Annotated in this window: 29 protein-coding genes; 7 read left to right on the top strand and 22 right to left on the bottom strand. The window is 31.1% G+C overall.

Features of this window, described 5'->3' with window-relative positions:
* Positions 1 to 73: 73 nt before the first annotated feature.
* Entirely contained in the window at positions 74 to 208 is a 135-nt protein-coding gene (locus KEC48_RS16315; RefSeq protein ID WP_283092217.1) for a hypothetical protein, read from the top strand.
* A gap of 26 nt (positions 209 to 234) precedes the next feature.
* On the opposite strand, the gene KEC48_RS05415 is transcribed toward KEC48_RS16315, so the two are convergent.
* Entirely contained in the window at positions 235 to 948 is a 714-nt protein-coding gene (locus tag KEC48_RS05415; RefSeq protein ID WP_087359289.1) for an SDR family oxidoreductase, read from the bottom strand.
* Between the two features lie 10 nt (positions 949 to 958).
* Positions 959 to 1,399 carry a hypothetical protein gene (locus KEC48_RS05420; protein ID WP_087359287.1) on the bottom strand — a complete coding sequence of 147 codons (441 nt, stop codon included), beginning with the start codon at positions 1,397 to 1,399 and terminating at the stop codon, positions 959 to 961.
* Positions 1,400 to 1,595: 196 nt separating this feature from the next.
* Here KEC48_RS05420 and KEC48_RS05425 point away from each other — a divergent pair, with 196 nt between their 5' ends.
* Positions 1,596 to 2,426: a histidinol-phosphatase HisJ family protein gene (locus KEC48_RS05425; protein WP_087357424.1), complete on the top strand. Its 831-nt coding sequence runs from the start codon at positions 1,596 to 1,598 to the stop codon at positions 2,424 to 2,426.
* A gap of 31 nt (positions 2,427 to 2,457) precedes the next feature.
* On the opposite strand, the gene KEC48_RS05430 is transcribed toward KEC48_RS05425, so the two are convergent.
* The gene (locus tag KEC48_RS05430; RefSeq protein WP_204209640.1) at positions 2,458 to 3,072 is read right to left on the bottom strand and encodes a family 16 glycoside hydrolase; all 615 of its coding nucleotides are present in this window, start codon (positions 3,070 to 3,072) and stop codon (positions 2,458 to 2,460) included.
* A 203-nt stretch (positions 3,073 to 3,275) separates the two neighbouring features.
* Between KEC48_RS05430 and KEC48_RS05435 the strand changes: the two genes are divergently transcribed.
* Positions 3,276 to 3,605 carry a helix-turn-helix domain-containing protein gene (locus tag KEC48_RS05435; protein WP_087357343.1) on the top strand — a complete coding sequence of 110 codons (330 nt, stop codon included), beginning with the start codon at positions 3,276 to 3,278 and terminating at the stop codon, positions 3,603 to 3,605.
* A 42-nt stretch (positions 3,606 to 3,647) separates the two neighbouring features.
* Here the strand turns inward: KEC48_RS05435 and KEC48_RS05440 are convergent, their stop codons facing one another.
* Complete coding sequence (locus KEC48_RS05440) at positions 3,648 to 4,154, bottom strand: TetR/AcrR family transcriptional regulator (RefSeq protein ID WP_158093978.1); 507 nt, start codon at positions 4,152 to 4,154, stop codon at positions 3,648 to 3,650.
* 157 nt (positions 4,155 to 4,311) lie between these two features.
* Between KEC48_RS05440 and KEC48_RS16320 the strand changes: the two genes are divergently transcribed.
* Genes KEC48_RS16320 through KEC48_RS05450 form a run of 3 tightly spaced genes read left to right on the top strand, consistent with a single transcriptional unit; the run spans position 4,312 to position 6,352 of the window.
* Positions 4,312 to 4,446 carry a hypothetical protein gene (locus tag KEC48_RS16320; protein WP_255374748.1) on the top strand — a complete coding sequence of 45 codons (135 nt, stop codon included), beginning with the start codon at positions 4,312 to 4,314 and terminating at the stop codon, positions 4,444 to 4,446.
* A gap of 23 nt (positions 4,447 to 4,469) precedes the next feature.
* Positions 4,470 to 5,438, top strand: coding sequence for an alpha/beta hydrolase (locus tag KEC48_RS05445; protein WP_087357426.1), 969 nt, complete (start codon positions 4,470 to 4,472; stop codon positions 5,436 to 5,438).
* The gene (locus KEC48_RS05450; RefSeq protein WP_162607628.1) at positions 5,438 to 6,352 is read left to right on the top strand and encodes an alpha/beta hydrolase; all 915 of its coding nucleotides are present in this window, start codon (positions 5,438 to 5,440) and stop codon (positions 6,350 to 6,352) included. Before KEC48_RS05445 ends, KEC48_RS05450 begins: the two co-directional genes overlap by 1 nt.
* Before the next feature lie 41 nt (positions 6,353 to 6,393).
* Here the strand turns inward: KEC48_RS05450 and KEC48_RS05455 are convergent, their stop codons facing one another.
* From KEC48_RS05455 to KEC48_RS05500, 10 genes are all read right to left on the bottom strand, one after another.
* A complete protein-coding gene (locus tag KEC48_RS05455; RefSeq protein ID WP_087357345.1) occupies positions 6,394 to 6,858 on the bottom strand; it encodes a GNAT family N-acetyltransferase in 465 nt (154 codons plus the stop codon).
* A gap of 284 nt (positions 6,859 to 7,142) precedes the next feature.
* A complete protein-coding gene (locus KEC48_RS05460) occupies positions 7,143 to 7,448 on the bottom strand; it encodes a hypothetical protein (RefSeq protein ID WP_211964808.1) in 306 nt (101 codons plus the stop codon).
* Between the two features lie 520 nt (positions 7,449 to 7,968).
* Positions 7,969 to 8,139 (bottom strand): LysR family transcriptional regulator, encoded by a 171-nt coding sequence (locus KEC48_RS16165; protein WP_275086201.1) that lies wholly within the window; start codon positions 8,137 to 8,139, stop codon positions 7,969 to 7,971.
* Between the two features lie 42 nt (positions 8,140 to 8,181).
* Positions 8,182 to 8,928 carry an arginase family protein gene (locus tag KEC48_RS05475; protein WP_211964809.1) on the bottom strand — a complete coding sequence of 249 codons (747 nt, stop codon included), beginning with the start codon at positions 8,926 to 8,928 and terminating at the stop codon, positions 8,182 to 8,184.
* Positions 8,929 to 9,282: 354 nt separating this feature from the next.
* The gene (locus tag KEC48_RS05480; RefSeq protein WP_211964810.1) at positions 9,283 to 9,885 is read right to left on the bottom strand and encodes an ABC-2 transporter permease; all 603 of its coding nucleotides are present in this window, start codon (positions 9,883 to 9,885) and stop codon (positions 9,283 to 9,285) included.
* Positions 9,886 to 10,584 carry an ABC transporter ATP-binding protein gene (locus tag KEC48_RS05485; RefSeq protein WP_338037063.1) on the bottom strand — a complete coding sequence of 233 codons (699 nt, stop codon included), beginning with the start codon at positions 10,582 to 10,584 and terminating at the stop codon, positions 9,886 to 9,888.
* The gene (locus KEC48_RS16425) at positions 10,581 to 10,739 is read right to left on the bottom strand and encodes a hypothetical protein (RefSeq protein WP_338037064.1); all 159 of its coding nucleotides are present in this window, start codon (positions 10,737 to 10,739) and stop codon (positions 10,581 to 10,583) included. Before KEC48_RS16425 ends, KEC48_RS05485 begins: the two co-directional genes overlap by 4 nt.
* A 4-nt stretch (positions 10,740 to 10,743) precedes the next feature.
* On the bottom strand, positions 10,744 to 11,118 hold the full coding sequence (locus tag KEC48_RS05490; protein WP_087357350.1) for a GntR family transcriptional regulator: 375 nt from the start codon (positions 11,116 to 11,118) through the stop codon (positions 10,744 to 10,746).
* 323 nt (positions 11,119 to 11,441) lie between these two features.
* Positions 11,442 to 13,103, bottom strand: coding sequence for a DAK2 domain-containing protein (locus KEC48_RS05495; RefSeq protein ID WP_087357351.1), 1,662 nt, complete (start codon positions 13,101 to 13,103; stop codon positions 11,442 to 11,444).
* 12 nt (positions 13,104 to 13,115) lie between these two features.
* The gene (locus tag KEC48_RS05500; RefSeq protein WP_087242856.1) at positions 13,116 to 13,472 is read right to left on the bottom strand and encodes an Asp23/Gls24 family envelope stress response protein; all 357 of its coding nucleotides are present in this window, start codon (positions 13,470 to 13,472) and stop codon (positions 13,116 to 13,118) included.
* A gap of 291 nt (positions 13,473 to 13,763) precedes the next feature.
* Between KEC48_RS05500 and rpmB the strand changes: the two genes are divergently transcribed.
* Complete coding sequence (gene rpmB / locus KEC48_RS05505; RefSeq protein WP_087357353.1) at positions 13,764 to 13,949, top strand: 50S ribosomal protein L28; 186 nt, start codon at positions 13,764 to 13,766, stop codon at positions 13,947 to 13,949.
* A gap of 93 nt (positions 13,950 to 14,042) precedes the next feature.
* On the opposite strand, the gene dnaJ is transcribed toward rpmB, so the two are convergent.
* The 8 genes from dnaJ to KEC48_RS05545 form a co-directional block, all read right to left on the bottom strand.
* Positions 14,043 to 15,167 (bottom strand): molecular chaperone DnaJ, encoded by a 1,125-nt coding sequence (gene dnaJ, locus KEC48_RS05510; protein ID WP_087357354.1) that lies wholly within the window; start codon positions 15,165 to 15,167, stop codon positions 14,043 to 14,045.
* A gap of 49 nt (positions 15,168 to 15,216) precedes the next feature.
* Positions 15,217 to 17,037 (bottom strand): molecular chaperone DnaK, encoded by a 1,821-nt coding sequence (gene dnaK / locus KEC48_RS05515; protein ID WP_087357355.1) that lies wholly within the window; start codon positions 17,035 to 17,037, stop codon positions 15,217 to 15,219.
* 20 nt (positions 17,038 to 17,057) lie between these two features.
* Complete coding sequence (gene grpE, locus KEC48_RS05520; protein WP_211964811.1) at positions 17,058 to 17,606, bottom strand: nucleotide exchange factor GrpE; 549 nt, start codon at positions 17,604 to 17,606, stop codon at positions 17,058 to 17,060.
* 10 nt (positions 17,607 to 17,616) lie between these two features.
* Positions 17,617 to 18,648, bottom strand: a complete 1,032-nt coding sequence (gene hrcA, locus KEC48_RS05525) for a heat-inducible transcriptional repressor HrcA (RefSeq protein WP_087357356.1) — start codon at positions 18,646 to 18,648, stop codon at positions 17,617 to 17,619.
* Between the two features lie 104 nt (positions 18,649 to 18,752).
* Complete coding sequence (gene hemW, locus KEC48_RS05530) at positions 18,753 to 19,850, bottom strand: radical SAM family heme chaperone HemW (RefSeq protein WP_211964812.1); 1,098 nt, start codon at positions 19,848 to 19,850, stop codon at positions 18,753 to 18,755.
* Positions 19,847 to 21,052 (bottom strand): L-serine ammonia-lyase, iron-sulfur-dependent, subunit alpha, encoded by a 1,206-nt coding sequence (locus KEC48_RS05535; RefSeq protein ID WP_087357358.1) that lies wholly within the window; start codon positions 21,050 to 21,052, stop codon positions 19,847 to 19,849. The genes hemW and KEC48_RS05535 overlap by 4 nt, the downstream gene beginning before the upstream one ends.
* On the bottom strand, positions 21,040 to 22,017 hold the full coding sequence (holA, locus tag KEC48_RS05540; protein WP_211964813.1) for a DNA polymerase III subunit delta: 978 nt from the start codon (positions 22,015 to 22,017) through the stop codon (positions 21,040 to 21,042). The genes KEC48_RS05535 and holA overlap by 13 nt, the downstream gene beginning before the upstream one ends.
* 33 nt (positions 22,018 to 22,050) lie before the next feature.
* The gene (locus tag KEC48_RS05545) at positions 22,051 to 23,901 is read right to left on the bottom strand and encodes a DNA internalization-related competence protein ComEC/Rec2 (protein WP_211964814.1); all 1,851 of its coding nucleotides are present in this window, start codon (positions 23,899 to 23,901) and stop codon (positions 22,051 to 22,053) included.
* Positions 23,902 to 23,995: the final 94 nt, after the last annotated feature.

The following is a 23,995-nucleotide window of genomic DNA, read 5'->3' on the forward strand; positions in this document are numbered from 1 at the left end:
TTTAAGATAAGTGAGTTTATACTGCCATAAATATTAATCTACATAACCGCTTTATTCTTGTCATCATTAATATTTGGAACAATGCTCTTCCTATTATATTTTTACACTTCATTATGATCAAAATATTCAAAGAAAAAAACGTGTTTCACAGATGATTGAAAAAGGACGTTTTTCTACAATTGATATTATCAAAGTAGATGAATTTTAAAAACAGGCTGATTTCTAGCCTGTTTTTTATTTATGATATTGCCAACCATGTTCACCATGATAAATCATTAGTTTTGTCATACCACCATCAATACAAATATTTTCACCTGTTATAAAACTTGCTTCATCACTACATAAAAACAAAACCATATGTCCTATATCTTCTACTTTACCAATACGCTTGACAGGATGTTGTGTCATATCACTTCCTTGATAAATCGTTGGATCTGATTCAGTTTGAATCCAACCTGGTGAAATAGAATTGACTCTCACTTTTCCTGCTAAAGAAATAGCCAAACTATGTGTTAAAGCACGTATACCTCCTTTAGCTGCACTATAGCTTTCACTTTGAGGCTGACTCATACGATCACGTGAAGAAGAAATATTTACTATACATCCTCCTTCTTTAAAATCATCTTTAAATAACTGTGTTAAATAAAATGGAGCTGTCACACCTACTGACATAGCATATTGAAATTCATCATAACTACACTCATCAACCCCTTTAAAAAGAGGTTTCGCATTATGAATCATATAATCAATATGTCCATAATCCTGAATAACTTTTTGATGAAACTGTTCTAAAGTATGCTGGTTTGCTAGATCACCTTGAAAGTAATCATTTTCCTCAACATCAATTACACAGACATGAGCGCCTTCTTTTTGAAACATTTCACCAATACATTTTCCAATGCCTTTTGCACCACCTGTCACAACAACAACTTTATCTTGAAATTTCATAAACATCCTCCTAATCAAATAAACGCTGATCTCGACCACTTGGAATACGATAGAAAAGACAAATCACCATTCCAGCGATAGATAATAAAACTAAAATCAAATAAAATATATCACAAGAATAAAAATCTATCAAATATCCAGCGATAACTTGAAAAAGAATAGCTCCAATAATAGCAATCACAAATAATATGGTATTGACAACCTTCATATCATATTGATCATTCCATTTTCCAATTATAGGCTGTGTTATTAATGAAGTTAAAAATGAAGCAGATACAACAAGTGAAACATCACTCGCTCTAAATCCCATATTCATTAAATAAACAGAAATTAAGGCACTAAATAATGCCCAAGATAAATAATAAAAGTTATACATCAAAAAATAACTTAAATAACTATTTTGATAGATTTGCCATAAACGGACATGTCTTATACTTTTGATACTTTCCATAGATTTCCCTCCTGCAACCATACTCTAACAAAAATCATAAAAAGAAAAAATATCTGTTGAAGAGTTTCAAAGTTCATTTAAAAAAATGTCTTTGTTTGTTTCACCATTTGTAAATGAAATTTACAAATATATAAAGAAAATCATTTTTAACTTTATATTTTTTTGTTAAACTATATGTAAAGGGGGGGGGAATATTATGCTTTGTGATTACCATGTACATACTGATTATAGTGATGATAGTACATATCTTATGGAAGATGTTGTTAAAGATGGGATAAAGAAAGGGTTATCTGAAATATGTTTTACTGATCATGTTGATTATGGAATTAAATATGATTGGGATGATCCCAGAGCTTTTCAAACCAGAGATGGTATGTGTTTTGCGAATGTCAATTATCATGAATACGCTAAAGAAATTGCTGAATTAAAAGAAAAATATAAAAATCAAATCACATTGAAAATGGGACTGGAATTTGGTATTCAGACACATACAATTGAAAAATATCAAAAATTATTTCATGAATATCCTTTTGATTTTATTATTCTTTCTATTCATCAGGTAGAAGATCAAGAATTTTGGACACAGGATTTTCAAAAAGGCAAAACACAGCTTGAATATAATATGCGCTATTATCAGGAAATGCTTGAGGTTGTAAAAACATATAAAGATTATAGTGTTTTAGGACACATGGATTTGATTACACGTTATGATTTAAATGGTGTTATTGATTTTGCTTATATTCAAGATATTGTCAAAGACATTTTAGAGATTGTTATCAAAGATGGTAAAGGCATTGAAATCAATACTTCATATCATCGTTATGGCTTAAAAGATATGACACCTTCTCGAGATATTTTAAAACTTTATAAGGAATTGGGTGGTCAAATCATTACAATCGGTAGTGATTCACATCAACCCGATCATCTCGGTGCTTATATTGAAGAAGCCAAAGAAGAACTTAAAAAATTAGGATTTCAACATTATTGTACTTTTGATAAGATGCAACCTATATTTCATGAACTTTAAAAGCTAACCCCAGGGTTAGCTTTTCAAATAACTATTTGATATCAATTTTTAAATCTTTAAAGAAGGCTTCTGTTCCAATATCTACAAAAAATCCAACTGAACCTTTCAAATCTTTCCCATGTTTCATATCTTCTACAACAAGAATCAGCTTATCATTGATATAAAATGAAGCATGTTCATCTTCAATAACTGCTTTTAATTGAATCCATTCATTCAAATCAATATCAGCAGGTGCTTCATATTGTGTAATCTGATGATTTCTAAAATATTCAAAAGTATATTTTGGATATGAAAAATACTGACATCCATGCGTTTTTCTCATAGGATCTTGACATTGTTTACCATTTGTTGGTCGTACATAAAATGACTCAAATTGCTTGTCATCATCTGTAATACGATAAGCAATACCTATAAATCCTCTTGCGAAATCTGGTGCATCAGGTAATAGACGACTTAACATTTTCACTTCGATTGTTCCATTGTGAAATGAAAAATCTTTTAATTTTGCATAAGTATTTTCATCAAATTCCATGATTTTTTCAACTTTGATAACTCTTAATACTTTTTCACCATCAAGTTCTACATTTTCAATATTTGTATGAACAGGTATAAAAGACTTTTTATTTAAATCCATTTGTTTTTCCATTGTTCTTCTCTCCTCTATCATAATATACTCCAAATTTGATAAATTTGTAAGTAGGCACTTTTTTGTGCTATAGTTACCAAAAAGTAGGAATTATAAAAAAAATTGATTTTATGATTTGCATCATGATATGCTTATATCATATAATTCTTATATACATAACTTTTGGCATATATCATAAAAATTGACTATAAGGAGTGTTTGAAATGATCAAAAAAGAAAATTTACCTGAATGTCCTGTTGCGACAACTGTTCAACTTATAGGAAGTAAGTGGAAACTACTCATTTTAAGAGATTTGATGACTGAAAAAAAACGTTATAATGAACTAAGGAGATCATTAGATGGAATTTCTCAAAAAGTTTTAACTGCTACGCTTAAATCCATGGTAGAAGATGGTATCGTCATTAGAACGGCTTATCCTGAAGTACCACCAAGAGTTGAATATAGTTTAAGTGAAATAGGTGAATCGCTTCGTCCTATTATTGATATTATGGGACAATGGGGAACATATTATAAAGAAACTTTGCAAGAATAAAAGGAAAGTTCAAATGTTGAAAATAACATAAGAACTTTCCTTTTATATATGAGATTTATCTGTTTTTTGTGCTTCCATAAAAGCATAAATATCATCCGGACTTTCTTGCATGCCTCGTGCAATCCACTCTTTAATCCAGCCATAAATGCCATAAGTCATATAAGCGACTGCATAGGCTTCTGGATTAGATAATTGATTATCTTGAATCATTAATTTTTTTAAAGTATTTCTAAATAAATAAAATAAATCTTTTTGATAAAGTAAAATATAAAAATCTTTATAAGCTACCAAATGTTCAAATAAAGTTTTCATAATCAATTCAAAGGGCATCTGATCTTGAAGTTTCCATTCTTTGATAATTTTGTCAAGATATTGTTTTAAAATATCTTCTTTATCTTTATAGTTACGATAAAAAGAAACTCTCCCAACTTGAGCTTTTTCAGTAATTTCACTAATCTTTATATCCTTTAAATTTTTTGTATTTAAAAGTTCTAATAATGCTTTTGTCATTGCCACTTTGACATATTGATTTCTTTCATCATTATCCATGATGTAACACAATCCTCCTTTTCGTATCATTTTTTTAAATAACTTGAATAAGCCAACCAACCATGATACACTTGTTTCATCCGATGATACATATGTTTCATCAGAATTTTAACAAAATACAAACGATCTTGTCAAGATAGAAACGAAAGGAGAACATATGACTTTAACAAAAACACGTATAATGATTCTTTTGATTATTGCTATTATGGCTTTTGTATTAGGAAGATTAGCATTGAGAACTATTTTAAACTTACTTTTAGGTGGTACATTATTTGGAGGAAACTTTTTATGAGTTTAAAAAAGGGAGGCCGCAAAATGTTTATATTTATATGCATAATGACATTTGTCGTTTGTTTTTTACTAGGAATAGGTTCAAAAGTTGTGTTAAAACCTTCATGGGCCAAAAATTATGAAGTGAAAATGACACCAGAAGTTGGAACATTGTATACTGATTTATCTTATGGCGAAAAAGAATCAAACCGATTTGATATGTATTTACCTCATGATCAGACAAAAAAACATTATGGATTGGTTGTTTATCTCCATGCTGGAGGGTTTACCTCTGGAGACAAATCAGGAGATAAAGATATATTATCATGGCTTTGTTCCAAAGGATATGTTGCTGTTGGGATTAATTATACACTTTTTAATGAAGACAATCCTGATGCCAATGTCTATACACAATCTCTAGAAATCAAAGACGCTATTCCTCACATTATTGAACAAGCCAAACAATATGGTTATTCTATTGACAAAATGGCCATTGCCGGAGGATCAGCAGGACATACTCTTGCGATGATTTATGCCTATCGTGATGCCAAAACATCCCCTATACCCGTTCAGTTACTCTTTGGTGCTGTAGGTCCATCTAGCTTTTATGTTGAAGATTGGGATAATTATGGCTTTAATCAAAATACAGATAAAGCCAGACAAGGAGCAGCAGAGTTATTCAGTGTTATGTCTGGAACACAGATTACATCTGAAATGATTCAAGATCAGACCTACCTTGAAAAAGTCAAACATATATCAGCTCTCATGTGGATTAACGATGAGACTGTGCCAAGTATTGTTGCTTATGGAAAATATGATAAAGTTCAACCCTTTAAAGGTTCCCAACGTTTATTAAAAGCCTATCAAAAGCATCATGTTGATTATCAATATTTTGTAGCTGAACACTCTGGACATGGCTTGCAAAATGACAATAAAATCTATCATCAATATATGCAAACAGTAGAAGCCTATTTAGAAAAATATATGCCTGTAAAGGAGTCAACAAATAAATGATGAAAAATATAATAAAAATAATAGCTATAATTCTTTTGATTTTGATATTGCTTGTTGGTGGCTTACTTTTATTCATATCCACAATTCCATCTGTTCCAACTCATTATACAAGGATTATTAAAACAGGTGGCTTAATAGAAGCTAAATATCTTCAATTCGGTCCCAATCATGTCACATATCAAAAAGAAAAAGGAACTGAACTTACAAAATATTTTCATATCTATTATCCTCAAGAGTTAGAAAAGACACAAAAACAATATCCTGTTGTGGTTATATTAAATGGGACAGGTATTTTACCTAAAAAATATCCTGCTTTATTTCAGCATTTGGCCTCATGGGGATTTATTGTCATTGGCAATGATGATCCAAGCACCGGATTTGGTTTATCAGCTGATGAAACAATTGACTACTTAATAAAAATCAATGATGATCAAAATCATATTCTCTACCATCATATTGATTTCAAACACATTGGCATAACAGGTCATTCTCAAGGTGGTGCAGGTGTATTAACTGCTGTATCTCATACAAAACATCAAAATATTTATAAAACAGCCGTTACTTTATCACCTACCCATGAAAAAATGGCTCATGATTTTGGATGGTCCTATGATCTCACCCAAATTTCTATTCCCCTATTCATGATTGCAGGAACAAAAGGTGATTTTGAAACCAAAGCTGTCATTCCTTTAGAAGCCATGATAGAAATGTATAATAAAGTTCCTTCATCAAAAGTGATGATGCGAAGAAAAGATACTGATCATGGAGGAATGTTATATTCAACAGATGGATATGTGACAGCATGGTTGATGTGGCAATTACAAGATGATATTTATGCTAGTCATGCCTTTTTAGATGACAATGCTGAAATATATCATAATAATTTATATCAAGATGTTCAAATGAATGAATAACTTATTGATTAGAAAAAGAGATTTCTTTTATAACATACAAACTATGTTTTAGAAATCTCTTTTTCAATTCTTTGCATATATAATAAAGGATAAGGTTCTCCCTGTTCATCTAACTCTGTACGTTTATAAACTTCAAATCCCATATGTTCATAAAAACCTTTGGCTAGTGGATTTTGCTCATTTACTGCAAGTTTATTAACTGCATAATGATCAATCCCATATTGTAGTAACTCTTTACCCATTCCTTGTCCTCTATACTCATCACCAATAAATAACATTTCCAGCATATGATCAGCAATCCCCATAAAACCTGTTGGTGTTTTATCTTCTTTTTGAGATACAAGTAATATAGAAATATTTTTTAATGCTTCTGGGACATATTGTTTAATTTGATTAATCTCATCATTGGATAAAAATAAATGTGTTGCTCTTACAGAACTTTCCCATACCTTCAATAAATCTTGTGTTAATCTTTCATCTCGTTGTTTAACTTCTATAATACCCATTTTTATGTCCTTTCTTTATTAATCAAATTGTGTCTGCCAATTGGAATCATGAAATGCTTGAAAACACATTTCAATCTGTTCTTTTGTTGTTTTTTCATGAGCTTAAAGATGATGGTAAATCATCTCTATCAAAATATTGTATTTCCGTTGTTTCAATATTATCTATAAACTGACCACTTAACAAATGACACAAAACAAAGATTTTACAAATGCTATAGGCATAGACAGGTTGATTATGTTGATTACGATCTTGGACAGCAATTCATTTTATAACCATAATCTTCTCAATAATCCCCATCATCATCTGAAAAAATGTCATCATTTTTTACAACATCATCATTTATAACAACATCTATATCACTAAAGCCATAATATTCACTTAAATCCTGATCTGTTCCATTGGCAGCCAATCTATTTTGTGTAGCAAATGAAACAGGTCTATTCATCTTCTTCGCATTTTTTAAAATGATATCAACATCATATTTCTTTAGTGGATTTGAAAATATTGTTTTCTCTTTTGAAAAATAATAAGATCTATTATATGTCAAATAAGCATCAAATTCTATGTCTTGAAATTGAGGCACTTGCATTGGTTAGCGTCCTGTCGCAACACAAAGCTTGATTCCATTATTTTTTAACCTTTTCATTGTTTCTAATATCTTTTTAGATATTTTCTTTTTTGTCATATCTATTAATGTTCCATCAATATCAAAGAATATGATTTTTTATTGTTTCACCACCATTTCATTATGTTTTGTAAAATTATAACATATCAATTTCAAAAAACATAAAAAACAATGAATATTTTAATCAAAATTACATTTTAGTAAACTCATAGATTTCATATGTAGATATTTTTCATGTAAAAATCATCTATCCATTGAATCACCAAATCCAAATATCTTATTCCTCTTAAAATTATCACTTTTCAATTTCATCTATAAATCTTTTTATTTCTTTGTTTTCAAAAGCCATCATAGTCTTGTAGAACAAAATGATTGAATTATAAAGTTCCTTAGTATTTTGAATGAATATCATAATATGTTTTTAAGCTTTTTACAATGCTCCTATGATAGAAACTTTTGAATACTAAATAATATATTTTGCATCTTAATATAAAGATTGACCTGTTGGTGTTAATGTTAATCCTTTATATGTACGATGAAATAACAAGATTCCAATACGTTCCTCTAATGAATTGATTTGCTTTATAACGGCATTCGTGGAAATATACAATTGTTCAAATACTTTAGAGAAACTTCCTGCATCAGCAACTTTAATAAAAGTATCTCATTGATGATTATACATGCTTAATCATTCCTTTTATAACATATATTGAGATAGAAAATGATATAAGATATCATTCGTCATATGATTAATCTTTTCATCTTCTTTTAATTGCCAATAAGATTCATGTAAATCACATTCTCCACAAATATCTACCCCAATCACATTTTGGTGTTTAAAAATATCTTGAAGTATTTTTTCCAATGTCTTAATAGACATATTTCCTTGATCCCAATTCGTTCTTGCCCAGTAACGATCAAGAACATCTTTATCAATAGAAATATAAGCAGGTAATGTCAAATCTACTTTTTTGATTTGTAAGTGAGCGACATCTTCTTCCTGTTCATTGACACTAATGTAAATCACTTTGGATGCTACATCATTATTTTCTATATTTTGTTGACTAGGGCCAATAAGAATAAGCTGTTTTAAATAGGCATTTTCATGCAATAATTCTCCTGCCCAACTTCCACAGCTTGTTAAATCATGAATCATAGGTTGAAGCATATCGGTATGATGATCAAACAAAACAAGGGAAAATGGCTTTTTGATTTTATCAACAAATACCTTTGTCATATAATGGTAATTTCCATTATCCAAAAAATGAATACCTTCAGGTCCATAATTATTTAAACGTCTTTGAATTTCTAACATAGCTTCATGACTACAATACATATCAGTCCCTTCAATATCACTTAAATCTATTCGTATAAGATGATTAACATCATTTCCAATATTAGCAGGATATATATGTGAAAAATCTAATAATAAATTCTGTTCCAAAATACGTCACCCCTATTTATATCTTAACATGAAAGACAAAAAAAGTGAAAATAGAGTACTAAACTTTTGATAATGAAAATAAGATAGATAAAGTAATAATTTTATCTACCTTCCTGTAATATCCATCCAATAATAATATGAGCATTATTTTTATGCCAATCTTGTTAAAACTGGTTCATTAAGCATATCTTGATTCTGAACAAGATCTTCCTCAATTTCAATCTTAATTGAATAAAAATTTTATGTCAATGAATTAAAATTCATATGAAAATATAGATATTGAAACTCATTATTTATATATGAAAAAACTGTACCTTTATAAAGTACAGTTTTTTCATCAAATTAATAACAACATCACAAATCTCTTATCAACAATACCTTTTTTGTCAAAATCCAAGATATGATATAAACAACAAGGGATACAGTTAAAACAATAAGATATGTTGATAAATGATTTCCTAAAAGAAGGAACAATCCAATGAATATACCTGCAGACACAGGATAAGAAATAATTGAGCCTAGAATACTTTTTGTTTCATCAGTAAGAAAATAGAACGGTAAAATGATTCCACCAGCAAGTAAAGCCATGGCAACACTAATACAAACAAATATCATCACTCCATCATTGTTTGAACCAATGACAGTTGAAGCAATATATCCAAAAACAATTCCAAAAACCAATCCAATTAAACTTATTCCTAAATAAGAAATATATTTACTATCAACATAAGTTCTTCTAGAAATCCTTGTTGTAAGAACTGTTTTAATCCATCTAGATGTTTTATCTAAAGTAATTGTCGTTGTTACAATCATTCCTAATAAGACTGTTGCCAGTACCGTTAATACCCATGGTGTTGAAAGATGAGATAGACTTGCTCCAATAATGATAAATACAACCGTTAAAATCAATAAACTATTTTTGACAATGTAATAATCTTTTAATAATAAGCCTTTCATTTAACAAGCCCCCTTTACATACATCAACATAATTTCATCAATATTGGCTGGTATAACCATTGCTTTTGGATATTTCTTTTCAGCTTTCTGTCTATCAGCAACCAATACCTGCCATTCATAATCTTGTTTTCTATATGCAATCATATCTTCCTTATCCAATGCATCAAATTGAGCCGCACCACATTTCATAATACCATATTTTTCTAACAGTTCATCTTTAGGTTTTGAAAAAATAATCTTACCTTCATGAATAAATACAATATAATCAGCTACTTTTTCTAAATCACTTGTAATATGAGATGAAATCAAAACAGAATGTTCTTCATCTTGAATAAAGTCTAATAACATATCCAATATCTCATCTCTCACAATTGGATCCAAACCACTTGTGGCTTCATCAAGAACCAGTAATTTTGAATGATGTGAAAAAGCTACAGATATAGAATATTTCATCTTCATTCCTTTAGAAAAATTCTTGATTTTTTTATTCATTGGCAATTGAAATTTGACTAACATTTTTTCATATGTGTTCATATCCCATGTTTTATAAATATTCGCAAAAACTTTTCCTAACTGCTTTGGATTGAGTTCATCAGGATAATTATTACCATCAAAAACAACACCAATTTCATCTTTAGAAACTTCATCAATGTTAGAACTTCCTAACATTGTGATTGTTCCACTTTCTATATTTGTCAAACCCAATATCGAATGAATCGTTGTACTTTTTCCTGCCCCATTTCACCAATTAAACCTACGATACTTCCTTCAGGCACATGAAAAGAAATATTATCTAAAGTAAAGTCCTTATAATGTTTTGTAACACCATCAAGTTTTAATGCTAATTTCTCCATAATCTTAATCCTCCTCATATAACAAAGATAATAAAGACTGTAGTTGTTCAAGTTTGATTCCACTAACTTTTGCTATTTCTATCGCTTCAGTCAAATGTTCTTCAATTCTTTTTTGTTGTTCTTCTAAATAGAAATCTTGATTTTGAGCTGACACAAAGCAACCTTTTCCAGCTGTGGTTTCAATAAAACCATCTGACTGAAGTGTATCGTATGCTTTTTGCACTGTTAAAACACTAATATGCAATGATTTAGCTAATCCTCGAATAGAAGGAAGTGCTTCACCTGCTTTTAACTCTCCACTCATGATTAAAGCTTTTATTTGTGATGAAATCTGCTCATAGATGGGAACACTTGCATGATTATTAATAAATATTTCCATTCAATCACATCCTTTTGTATTATACTGTATTACTATTACAAGTACATAATACTATCATATACAGATGTCAATATCTTTTTAAATAATCTCAAATTATTCTTTATTATTAATAGCTAATAAACAATTTTTCCAAAGGCAATACAACATGATTTATTCGAATAAAACAAAAAAAGATTTTATAAATGCATTTATATTTTAATAAAATTTCATTTATCTATAAAATCGTTATAAATAATCGTATATCATTTTCATTATCTAGAATACACATAAAAATCACTGTAAAAAAAAGAACAAAACGTTAATTCGTTTGCTCTTAATTTTATTTATTCAACACCTACGATAAATGAATATACTGGTTGTTGACCATCTACACATTCTATTTCAGCTTCAAAATGATCTTCTACATAATCTTCAATTTCTTGAACTTCATCTTCTGTAACATCTTCGCCATAGATTAATGTAATAATTTCAGAATCATCATCAACCAAATTGTTTAAAGTTTCCTTTAATGCATCCACTTTATTAGGAACACAAGCAACAATATCTTTTTCACATAATGCCATATATTGATTAGCTTTAATATCAACACCATCAATATTTGTATCTTTAATTGCAAATGTGACCTGTCCTGTTTTGACATGAGCAATCGCATCATTCATTTCAGCAAGATTATCTTCTAAAGATACTTCCGGATTAAACATAATACATGCTGATAATCCTTGTGGTATAGTTTTAGAAGGTACAACTTTGACATCTACTTCATCTTCTAATATAATCGCTGCCTGTTGTGCTGTCATCACAATATTTGAATTATTAGGTAAAATAATCACATGTTTAGCGTTGACATCTCTAATCGCTTGAACGATATCTTCGGCAGATGGATTCATTGTCTGTCCACCACTGACAACATAGTCACAATGTAATTCTAAGAACATATCTTTGATACCTTTACCAGCAGCCACACTAATAATAGAAACTTCTTTTGGTTCTTCTTTAGGTGCAGTCAAAGTTGCTTTAGCATTGGCAGCAGGTGTATTATTAGCTTCTAAGATAGAATTATGCTGTTCCTGCATATTTTCAATCTTTAACTTAACAAATTCACCATATCTTTGAGCTGTATTTAAAGCATTACCCGGTTTTAATGTATGCACATGAACTTTAACAATATCTTCATCCTGAACCACAACAATACTGTTTCCAGGCAATCTTTCTAATTCATTTCTTAAATTTTCTTCTTTAAAGACTTTGATTTTTGCTGGATCCAATCGTAAGATGAACTCTGTACAATAACCATAAGCTTCTTCACTATCTGATTCTACATCAACAAGTGCTTCTTTTGCAGCTTCTCCTTTAATATCTACTCGTTCAATTTCTTCTCCTGCAAGAGCTGCCATAAATCCTGTCATAATTAACAATAGTCCAGCTCCACCACTATCAACTACACCAACTTCTTTGAGTACAGGTAAAAGTTCTGGTGTTCTTTCCAGTGATTCTTCAGCTTCTTTAACAAAGTAAGAAAAAACATCTTCAATCTCCATTCCCGGTTTCGCATATTGAACAACAGCTTCACTTGATTCTCTAATAACTGTTAAAATTGTCCCTTCAACTGGACGCATAACAGCCTTATAAGCAACTTTAGCTCCATTTTGTAAAGCTTGTGCTAATTCTACAGCATCTACTTGTTTTTTCCCTTCAAAAGCCATAGAAATTCCTCTAAAGATTTGTGAAAGAATAACACCAGAATTTCCTCTTGCTCCCATCAATAAACCTTTAGATAACTTCTTTGAAATTTCATATATATCGTTAGAATCTAATTTTTCAATTTCACTTGCACCAGAACTAAATGTCAAAGACATATTTGTTCCTGTATCTCCATCTGGTACAGGAAAGACGTTCAATGCATCAATCTCTGGATGGTTATTATGCAAAACAGTTGCTCCAGTTATAACCATCTCTTTAAACAGTTTACCATCAATGATTCTCATGTTAACCCTCCACTAATCTGTCACACGAATGCTTTGTACAAACACATTCACTGCTTCAATATCAATATCTAAAGTTGTTTCTAATACATATTTCACTTTCTTTTGTACTTCATAAACAACTTCAGAAATTTTCACTCCATATCCAACGATAATATAAACATTTAAAATGATTCCTGTTTCCCCATCTTCTACGACAATCCCTTTAGCATAATTATCTTTACCCAAAAGATCATAAAAACCATCTTTCATAATCTTTTGGCTTGCCATTCCAACAACACCATAACATTCTGTTGCAGCACCCCCAGTAATACTTGCAACAACATCTAATGAAAGATGAATATCTCCTAAATCAGTTGTTTTCGTTATCATAACTATTCCTCCGTTCTTATCATAAATTTATAAATAGTTACCTATATTATATCTCATTTTTAAATTATTGACAATTATTTCATGGCAATGCATACGCATTATAACCCACTTATATTCTCTTGTAAATAAAATTTAAAAAAATATTGAAATATTCATCTTTTTCAGATATTATAAAAATGTTCAAATACAATATTTTTTTATTTTTATATGAAAAAGTATTTGCATTTTCTTTTTATTAATGATATTATACTTAGGTATGTGAAAGACACTTTGTAAAGGATGGTGAATATAATGGCTAGAAAATGTGAAGTGAGCGGAAAAGGACCTATGTCTGGTAATTCTCGTTCTCATGCATTAAATGCAACTAAGAGAAAATGGAATGTTAACTTACAAAAAGCTACTATTTTAGTCAATGGTAAACCAAAAAAAGTAAAAATTTCAGCAAGAGAATTAAGAAGTCTTAGAAAGAGTGCTTAATGATAAAGATTGCATCCTAGTGGGATGCTTTTTTTATATATTTAATCATATGTTTTCAATCTTATTTTATACAAAAAAAGAAGATAGTTTGGACTATCTTCTAAAGCCTTTTTTGAATTGATCAAAGATTGATTCTTTTTTTGTGGCTTTTTTTAATTTATGATAAAGTTCTTTTTCCTCACGAGATAATTTTGTAGGAATTTTTACATCAATCTTAACATACTGATCTCCATAATTATCACTACGTAAGTCTTTAACACCTTTACCTTTTAAACGTAATGTTGTTCCGGGTTGTGTTCCTTCTGGGACTTTTAATGTCACATCTCCATAAACTGTTGGTACATCTACGTCACAACCAAGCGTTGCATCAACTGCTGAAATTGGAATGGAAATATAAATGTTTTTGCCATCACGCTGGAAGTGTTGATGTGGTCTAACATAAATTTCGACATATAAGTCACCATTTGGTCCTCCATTTGTACCACGATGACCTTTTCCTTGAACACGTAACTGTTGATGTGTATTGATACCAGCAGGTATATTTAATTCAACTGTTATATTTTTATTGACATATCCATTTCCATGACAATGTGGACATTTTTCTTTAACAACTTTTCCTGTTCCATGACAGTCTGGACATGTTGTTTGATTAACAAATGTTCCAAATGGAGAACGTTGCTGTGTACGGATTGTTCCTGTTCCTCCACAGCGTGAACATGTCTGATAATCATTTGGTGTTTTTGCACCTGTTCCATGACAATGTGAACATTGTTCATCATAATTGATCTTAATTTCTGTTTTCTTTCCTTTAATCGCATCCATGAAGTCGATTTCCAATTGTACAAAACGATCTTCACCACGCATTGGACCACTCTTTCTTTGACGTGATCCTCCACCACCAAAGAATGAACCAAAAATATCTCCTAAGTCAACATCTTCAAAGCCACCAAAGCCACCAAAACCTCCGGCTCCACCACCGAATCCACCAGTTTGATCAAATGCAGCATGACCATAACGATCATAGGCAGCTTTTTTATTGTCATCTGACAAAACATCATAGGCTTCCTGAACTTCTTTAAATTTTTCTTCAGCTCCAGGTTCCTTATTGACATCAGGGTGATATTTTTTAGCCATTTTTCGATAAGCTCTTTTGATTTCATCAGCACTGGCATTTTTTGACACACCAAGCACTTCATAATAATCTCTCTTTTCAGCCATAATCTCACCTCTTGACTAGATAAAACCAAGGCAAAGCCTTGGCTTTATGTTAATTTTTTTCTGTAAAGTCTGCATCAACAACGTCATCATCATTTGTTGCTGTATTTGAAGCATTACCTGTTGGGTTAGCTCCTTGTGATTGTTGTTGATATTGATATGCTGCCATTTGTTGAGCCATTTGTTCTAATTCACTCATTTTTGATTCAAGTGTAGCCATATCATTATCATCTAATGCTTTCTTCAATTCATCTCTTAAAGCAGTTGCCTGAGATTTTTGATTAGCATCGATCTTATCTCCTTGTTCAGCTAAAGCTTTATCAATTTCATTAATCATTTGTTCAGCTTTATTTCTTGTTTCAATATCTTTACGTTTCTTTTCGTCATCAGCTTTATTTGCTTCAGCTTCTTTAACCATTCTATCAATTTCTTCATCACTTAAACCAGTTGAGTTTTGAATAGTGATAGATTGTTCTTTTTGTGTTTTCATATCTTTTGCTTTAACATTAACAATACCATTAACATCAATGCTGAAAGTGACTTCAATTTGAGGAACTCCTCTAGGTGCAGGTTCAATACCATCTAATTTAAATAAACCTAATTGTTTATTATCCTTAGCCATTGTTCTTTCACCTTGTAATACGTTGATATCAACAGCTGGCTGATTATCAGCAGCAGTAGAGAAAATTTGTGATTTTGTTGTTGGGATTGTTGTATTTCTTTCGATTAAGACAGTCATGACTCCACCCATTGTTTCAATACCTAATGATAATGGTGTAACATCCAATAAGACAATGTCTTTAACATCTCCAGCAATAACTCCACCTTGGATTGCAGCACCCATAGAAACAACTTCATCAGGGTTTACTGATTTGTTAGGTTCTTTTCCAAGTAATCTCTTTACTGATTCTTGTACAGCAACAATACGAGTAGAACCACCAACTAATAAAACTTGATCAATATCATTTGGTGACATACCTGCATCACTTAATGCCTGTCTTACAGGTCCTTCTGTACGCATAACCAAATCATGTGTTAATTCATCAAATTTAGCTCTTGTTAATGTTAATTCAAGATGTAATGGACCAGCTGGACCAGCAGAAATAAATGGTAATGAGATTTGAGTCTGCATCATACCAGATACATCTTTTTTCGCTTTTTCAGCAGCTTCTTTAACACGTTGCATAGCCATTTTATCAGCGCTTAAGTCAACACCTTGTTCTTTTTTAAATTCAGCAACAATCCAGTTCATGATAGCTTGGTCAAAGTCATCCCCACCTAAATGGTTATCTCCAGCAGTAGCTAAAACTTCAAACATACCATCTGCTAAATCAAGGATAGAAACGTCAAATGTTCCTCCACCTAAGTCATATACTAATACTTTTTGTTCTTTATCTAATTTGTCAACACCAAATGCTAAAGCTGCAGCAGTTGGTTCATTAATAATACGTTCTACTTCTAGACCAGCAATTTTTCCTGCATCTTTTGTTGCTTGACGTTGTGCATCATTGAAATATGCTGGAACTGTGATAACAGCACGATTGACTGGTTCACCTAAATAAGCTTCAGCAGTTGCTTTTAAGTTTTGTAAAATCATAGCTGAAATTTCTTGAGGTGTATAGTCTTTTCCATTGACATGTTCTTTGTAACTTGTACCCATATGTCTTTTAATTGACATAACAGTTTCTTTGTTCGTTACAGCTTGACGTTTTGCAGCTTCACCAACAATAATTTCTCCATTTTTAAAGGCAACAACAGATGGAGTTGTTCTTGAACCTTCAGGGTTCGCAATAACTTTTGCTTCTCCATTTTCCATTACACTGACACATGAATTTGTTGTTCCTAAATCAATACCAATAATTTTATTACCCATAACGATCATCCTCCTATTTTTTATTCATTCACTTTAACTAAAGATGCACGAATAACGCGATCTTTCAATTTGTAACCTTTTTGAAGCTCCTCAACAACAATATTATGACCATATTGATCATCCTGTGTTGTCATCACTGCCTGATGTAGATTAGGGTCAAATTCTTTACCCTGAGCTTCAATCACTTCTACACCATTTTTCTTTAAAATAGCCATCAATTGATCAAAGATCATTTGATATCCTTTTAAAAATGTCTGAACTTCTTCACTAGGATTTTGAACATTTAAAGAACGCTCAAAATTATCAACAACTGGAAGCAATTCTTCGATAAATGACTGCATCATAAATTTTAAAGAATTTTGATGTTCCTTTTCTAAACGTCTTTTCAAATTTTCCATATCCGCAAAAACTTTATAATAATCCGTTTTCCAAGTATTCACTTCTTCTTCCAGCTTTTTCATCTGATTTTCTAAGCTTTCTTCTTTTTGTTCTTCCTTTTCTTGAGTTTCCTCTACAACTTCCTGTTCTTCTTTAACTTCTTCCTGTGTAGTTTCCTTTTCTTTTGCCATTATTTCACCTCTATTCATCATCTTCTTGATTACTTAGAACTTCTTCCAAGCTCTTTGAAATATACTCAACTAAAGAAACGACTTTTTCATAAGGCATACGTGTAGGCCCAATGACTGAAATAGATCCTTTAGACTCATTCCCTGTTTTAAATGAAGCTGATATAACTGATACATCATTTAAATCCTGAATTGGTGAATCACTTCCAATTCTCACTGTGACACCATCTTCCAATGCGATTGGTTCCAGACTTTTCCATGATTGAGAATTTTCAAAAGCACTGACTAAACGACGTAATTTATTCACATCATTATATTCAGGCTGATACAATAAATTTTCTTTACCAGAGAAATAAACATTATTGTTTGCAAATTTCATAAACGCCTCTAAAAAAGCATTAAACAAAACTTCATGTTCTTTAATTCTTGCACTCAATATAGGTTTGACATCTCTTTCTAATCGAAAAGCCACTTGATTAATAGGTGTTCCATCTAATAACTCATTCATGACATTCACACAACTTGTTAAATCTTCCATATAGGCATTATTTTTAATATTGAAATTACGATTTTCAACATGTCCTTTATCTGTCACAATAATTGCTGTGACAGTATGTTCTGATAATGGAACAAGTGTAATATTCTGCAAATGTTCATAAATGGCATTAGGACCCAAAGCCACTGTTGTTAAATGGGTAAGCTGACTTAAAATTTGACAGCTTTCTTTAATAATCTCATTTAACGAACGATGACGATTTCCTAAAAGTGTGGACACTTGATTCTTGACTTCATCATCTACACTAGGCTGCATCAATGTATCGACATAAAAACGATATCCTTTGGTTGAAGGAACACGCCCCGAAGATGTATGTGTCTTTTCAAGATAACCATGTTCTTCAAGAAATGACATTTCATTTCTAATTGTCGCACTTGAATAAGGAAGCTGATACTTCGTCATCAAGGTTTTTGATCCTACTGGTTCAGCCGTTTCTACGAACTCCTCAACTATACATTTTAGAATCAGTAACTGTCTAGCTGTCAGCATATCTCAACCTCCTTTAGCACTCCTTTTACCTCTGTGCTAATTACATTATACTCATCTTTTTAGCACTGTCAACACTTTTGTGCTAATAAATAAAGAAAAACAGACTAAGTCTGTTCATCTTCCAAAAAATCTACTAATATACTATTTAAATAATTGATCCCTAATGATGTTGTTTTTAAATACCCATTATCTATTTCTAATAAATTCATCTTTTGATATTTTTCAATTACATGATGATATCGCTTTTGAAAATCAATTCCATATAATTGATTGATGTGTGAAATAGATATACCTTCATTCAAACGCAGTCCCATCATTATTTTTTCAAATAACTGATCACTCTTTGTTAAAGTGATATCATTTTCCAAATAATGATGTTCTAAATAACGAGTCAATGATTTGGTATTTTCATATCTGTGTCCATTTTTTAAAGAATGTGCCGAAACCCCAATCCCATCATAATCTTCATAATGCCAATACACAAGATTATGTAATGAAGGTTTATATGCATAAAAATTACTCACTTCATATTGATGATAGCCATGCTGTTGTAATCTTTCTCTAATCAATGCATATATCTTGGCATCTTCTTCATCATCTAATGGCTGATAATGTTCATTTTTTAAAATCGTATGATCTTCCAAAATCAATGAATAATAAGACACATGTCCAACCTTTAACTTTACCAGTTCATCAATATCTTCACAAACATCTTGAATCGTCTGTTCTGGCAAACCATACATTAAATCAATATTGATATCCTGAACACCTTTATTTTGTGCCTCTAAAATAAAAGATTTCACCTGTTCACAAGTATGAACACGTCCAATCTTTTTTAATAAATGATCATGAAATGTCTGAACACCTATACTCAAACGATTCACTCCATTTTGCACACATAACTCTAATTTTTCATGACTCATTGTTTCTGGGTTCATCTCCATACTCCATTCCTGACAATGACGGGCATAAGGTTTTAAGAGTTCAAATAAATATTGTAATTGTTCATAAGTCAGTGCTGTGGGTGTTCCTCCACCAATATAAATTGTTTTATAATCATGAGATAACTGTTTTTGCTGAATTTCAAATGCTAAAGCATCTAAATATTGCCATGTCCACTTTTCATTATAAAAAACTTTACAAAAATCACAATATGTACAGATATGTTGACAAAAAGGAATATGAACATACAAAGCACTCATGATAAACCAAATTCCTTTGCCAGTCCACCTAATGATGTTTCTTTATAATCACTGGATAAATCTTTTCCAGTTTCTTTCATGACTTTGACAATCGTATCAAAAGATACTTTATTTTTTCTTAAATAACCTAACTGTTTTGCTAACATGGCCGCATCTAAGGCACGTAATGAACCATATCCATTACGTTCAATACAAGGAATTTGAACATAACCTCCTACTGGATCACATGTTAAACCTAAATTATGTTCCAGTCCCATTTCAGCTGCATATTCAATCAAAGAATTATTCAATTCATAAATCCATGCCATTGTTGCTGCTGCCATAGCACAGGCTGTTCCAACCTCAGCCTGACATCCTCCATCGGCTCCCGAAATCGTTCCATTGGTTTTCACAACATTCCCAAAAAGTCCCCCAATGGCTAAAGCTTTAATCAAATCTTTCTTTTCAATATGCAACTGCTTATAACAATAATACAATACAGCTGGCATAATACCACTTGCACCACAAGTTGGTGCTGTAACAATCTTTCCGCCATCCGCATTTTCTTCTGAAACAGCATAAGCATAGCTGGAAATAAATAATCTTTCTCGATCAGCTTCACGACGTGTATTTTGAGCCTGTTGAAACATTGATTTCGCTACTCTTTTTAATTTTAATTTCCCTTGAATCAGTCCTTCTTTTTTCAAGCCATTTTCAACACTTTCAAACATGGCTCCTAAAATATCTGAAAGAAAATGATCAAAATCATCTCCTTCATTTTCTAAAACATAATCATATAAAGATATTCCATGTTCATCTACATAATGTAAGATTTCTTTCATCGTATTTTGTTTATAAACTTGAACAGGTTCCTGTGCCAGATCCCCTTTAAATAAAATAGAACCCCCACCAATTGAATAAACTTCAATCTGTTTCATTTCCTGATCACCTTGAAAAACATGGACTATCATCCCATTAGGATGTTCTGGTAATTCTTCACTTTTAAAAGAAAAGTCTACAGGTTTTGGTGCAAATGTCTTTTCAATAATATAATCAGTTAAATGTCCTTTTCCAGTTAAAGCTAACGAACCATGTAAATCAACATGAAAACGTGTCGCTTCAGGGTACATTTCTTTAATTTTCAAAGCCGCTCTTTGTGGTCCCATTGTATGTGATGATGAAGGTCCAAATCCGACCTTAAATAATTCTCTCATTGATTCCATGATTCATTTCCTCCCATTCTCATTAAAAATAGTTCTAAACCTTTATATTTATCTATTTTCCCTGTCTTCACAGCAATATCCAGCTGTGATAGTTCATCAATATGTGCCAATAATTCTTTCAAATCAAAATCCTTACCATCACGTCTAATATATTTTAAACGATAGGGATTCATAGATAAAATTTGAGCAATTTCTCTATCATTATAACCTTTTCTATCTAATAATTTCACTTGATATAATAAACGCATGGCATTACCAATCAAAACAATTAATTTGACAGGTTCTTCATTATTCATAATCAAATCTTTATAAATTCGAAAACTTCTCGCTGTTTCTTTATTTAAAATCGCCTGACTTAATTCAAAAACATTTTCTTCAACCTGCTTTGTCACCAATAAATCAATCGTTTCTACAGTAATATGTTTTGTATACAGGCATAATTTGTTCACTTCCTGTGAAATTTCCAGAAGATGAGAAGGCATACGTGATAAAAATAGTCTTAATGCTTCTTCATCTATTTCACAACCTCGACTCTTAATCGCTTGATGCGTCGCTTTATATAACTGACGCTCATCCATTTTTTCAATATCATAAAAATGAGCATACTTGCGTAATGTTTTCACTACTTTTTTTCTTTCATCAAAATTTCTTTGATCATGATAAATCACAAATATTGTTGTGGGATTATCTAAAGGGAGATAATCCATAAACTTTTGAATATCTGCATCATTCATTGTTTTTTGTTTTTGAGCCGTTAAAAAAAGTGGATTTTTTAAAACAATCATCTTATATTCCGTTAAAAATGGTGGTGTTAAAGCATCCTCAATAATCGTTGACATACTGCTGTCCTGACACCAATATGTCACCATATTCATATCTTCCTCACAAATATGATACTTCTTTTTGAGTGTCTTTAATCTTTGTTCCATCAACAATTTATCTTCACCATAGATGACAAAATTCATGGTATCACCTCTATCTTTATCATTATACATGAATCAACGCAAAATGTAACGTTCTTTTCCATAAAATCTTAGATGAAACATTCCATCCTGATCGGTTCTTAAAATCGTGATACCTTTTCTTTGTAAACGTTCAATAACCTGAGGTGAAGGGTGCTTATACATATTATTCTTTTTAACTCCAATCATCGCAATATCAGGATGAATCACTGATAAAAGTAACGCAGAAGTGGCACTGGCACTGCCATGATGTGAAACCTTTAAAACATCGACATCCAATGTCTGCAATTGTGGTAAAAGGTCAGCTTCAACTTGACTGGACATATCCCCTGTCATCAAGATATTCATTGCCGGTAAGGAAATATACATAACGAGTGACTGATCATTAGAATCAGTATAAACCTGATGACTCTTAAACATTTGAATTTGAGCACAGCCAATCTGTCTGGTCGCTTCAAATTCATCAATGACCTGCCCTATAGAAAAATGTTCCAATAAAGAAGGAAGTGCCCCACAATGATCAAAATCATCATGTGAAATATACACATAATCCAAATGTGAAATACCTACCGATTTCAAATAAGGTATAATCGTCTGGGCTGCTAAGTCATAATCCTGTGTTCCTCCCGTATCAATCAAAATATTTCCTTGATTCATAGGTAGACGTATGAGGGTACAATCACCTTGTCCTACATCAATCATTGTCACCTCACCATAGATTTTATGTTGACTCCAGAAATGAAAAACAATCATTAACGAAAACAAGGCACAAACGTCTTTTCGATAAGATTGCTGAAGTTCTTTAGCGATAATGATACGAAAATAGAAAAAATAAAAAAGAATCAGACATGCTAAGGTTGGCTTAGAAAAAATAAGGAAAGTATTCATAACCGTCATAAAAGATAACATATTTTGAAAAAGAATGACGGTATATTTTAAAACAATTTCAAGAACAGGGAAAAATATAGAAAGCGCACATAAGCTATAAAAGATTTCAATAAAGACATTTAAAATATCGCTGACAAAAAAAGAAATAATGGGAATTTGGGCATTTAATGTTAAAATGATGGGTAATGAGGAAAGATAAATCCAAAATGATGAAAAGCGTAAACGCTGCGTTAATAAAACGATAAAATAAATAAAATAAGAAAATACAAAGGAAATATTGTAAATGATATAGGGATTATAAAATAAGGATAATATGATCAGGAAAGCAAAGATATCTAATTTATGAAACCATTTTTTTAATAGTTCATATAATAATAAAATAAAGAAAGCACGATACAAAGACACAAGCATAGGAATAGAAAAAATATAAAAGCCAATCATCATAAACGTTAAAACCTTTGCTAGTTGACGTGGTAAAAATAAAGCTAGTACATTTTTAATTATTGCATATAAAATATGGATATGCATTCCTGATAAAGCAAACATATGAACAAGTGAAAGATCTGTTAATAACTGATAGTCTTCGCCAATAGTCAAGCTTCTTTCACCTAAAATAAATAATCTCTGATAATCTTGAACATCCTGTTGTGAAGAAAAACGTTGTTCTAACCAGCGATAAAATGTTGGTTGTTTTTGCTGGGAAATCAGTTTTTTAACATAAGCTTTATGAAAAATCTTTTGTCCATAGAGATAATCCTTTTCACAAAAAGCATTGTCATTTGTATTTTCATAGAGTTCTAATGGCTCAATCTCTACTTCTAATAAATCCCCATATTCAATATTGGATAAATCATGATAAAGCTTTACAGTCCCTGCATTTGTTTTCAAATAACAGTTATTTTCAGCAGTTTTAACAACAACACCCTGCAAAGAAGAAGATAATGGTTGAATTTCATGAGGTTGTATCCATAGGGCCAAACAAAGTAGTATTGCAATCATGAAATGTATGATAGACAATCTTCGACATAGAAAATAACAGTATAAGATAAAGAATAAATAAAAAAGCGGATGGACAATATCCGCTATAACAAAG

This window comes from Clostridium sp. C1 (assembly GCF_018223625.1).
Taxonomy (GTDB): Bacteria; Bacillota_I; Bacilli_A; order Erysipelotrichales; family Coprobacillaceae; genus Allocoprobacillus.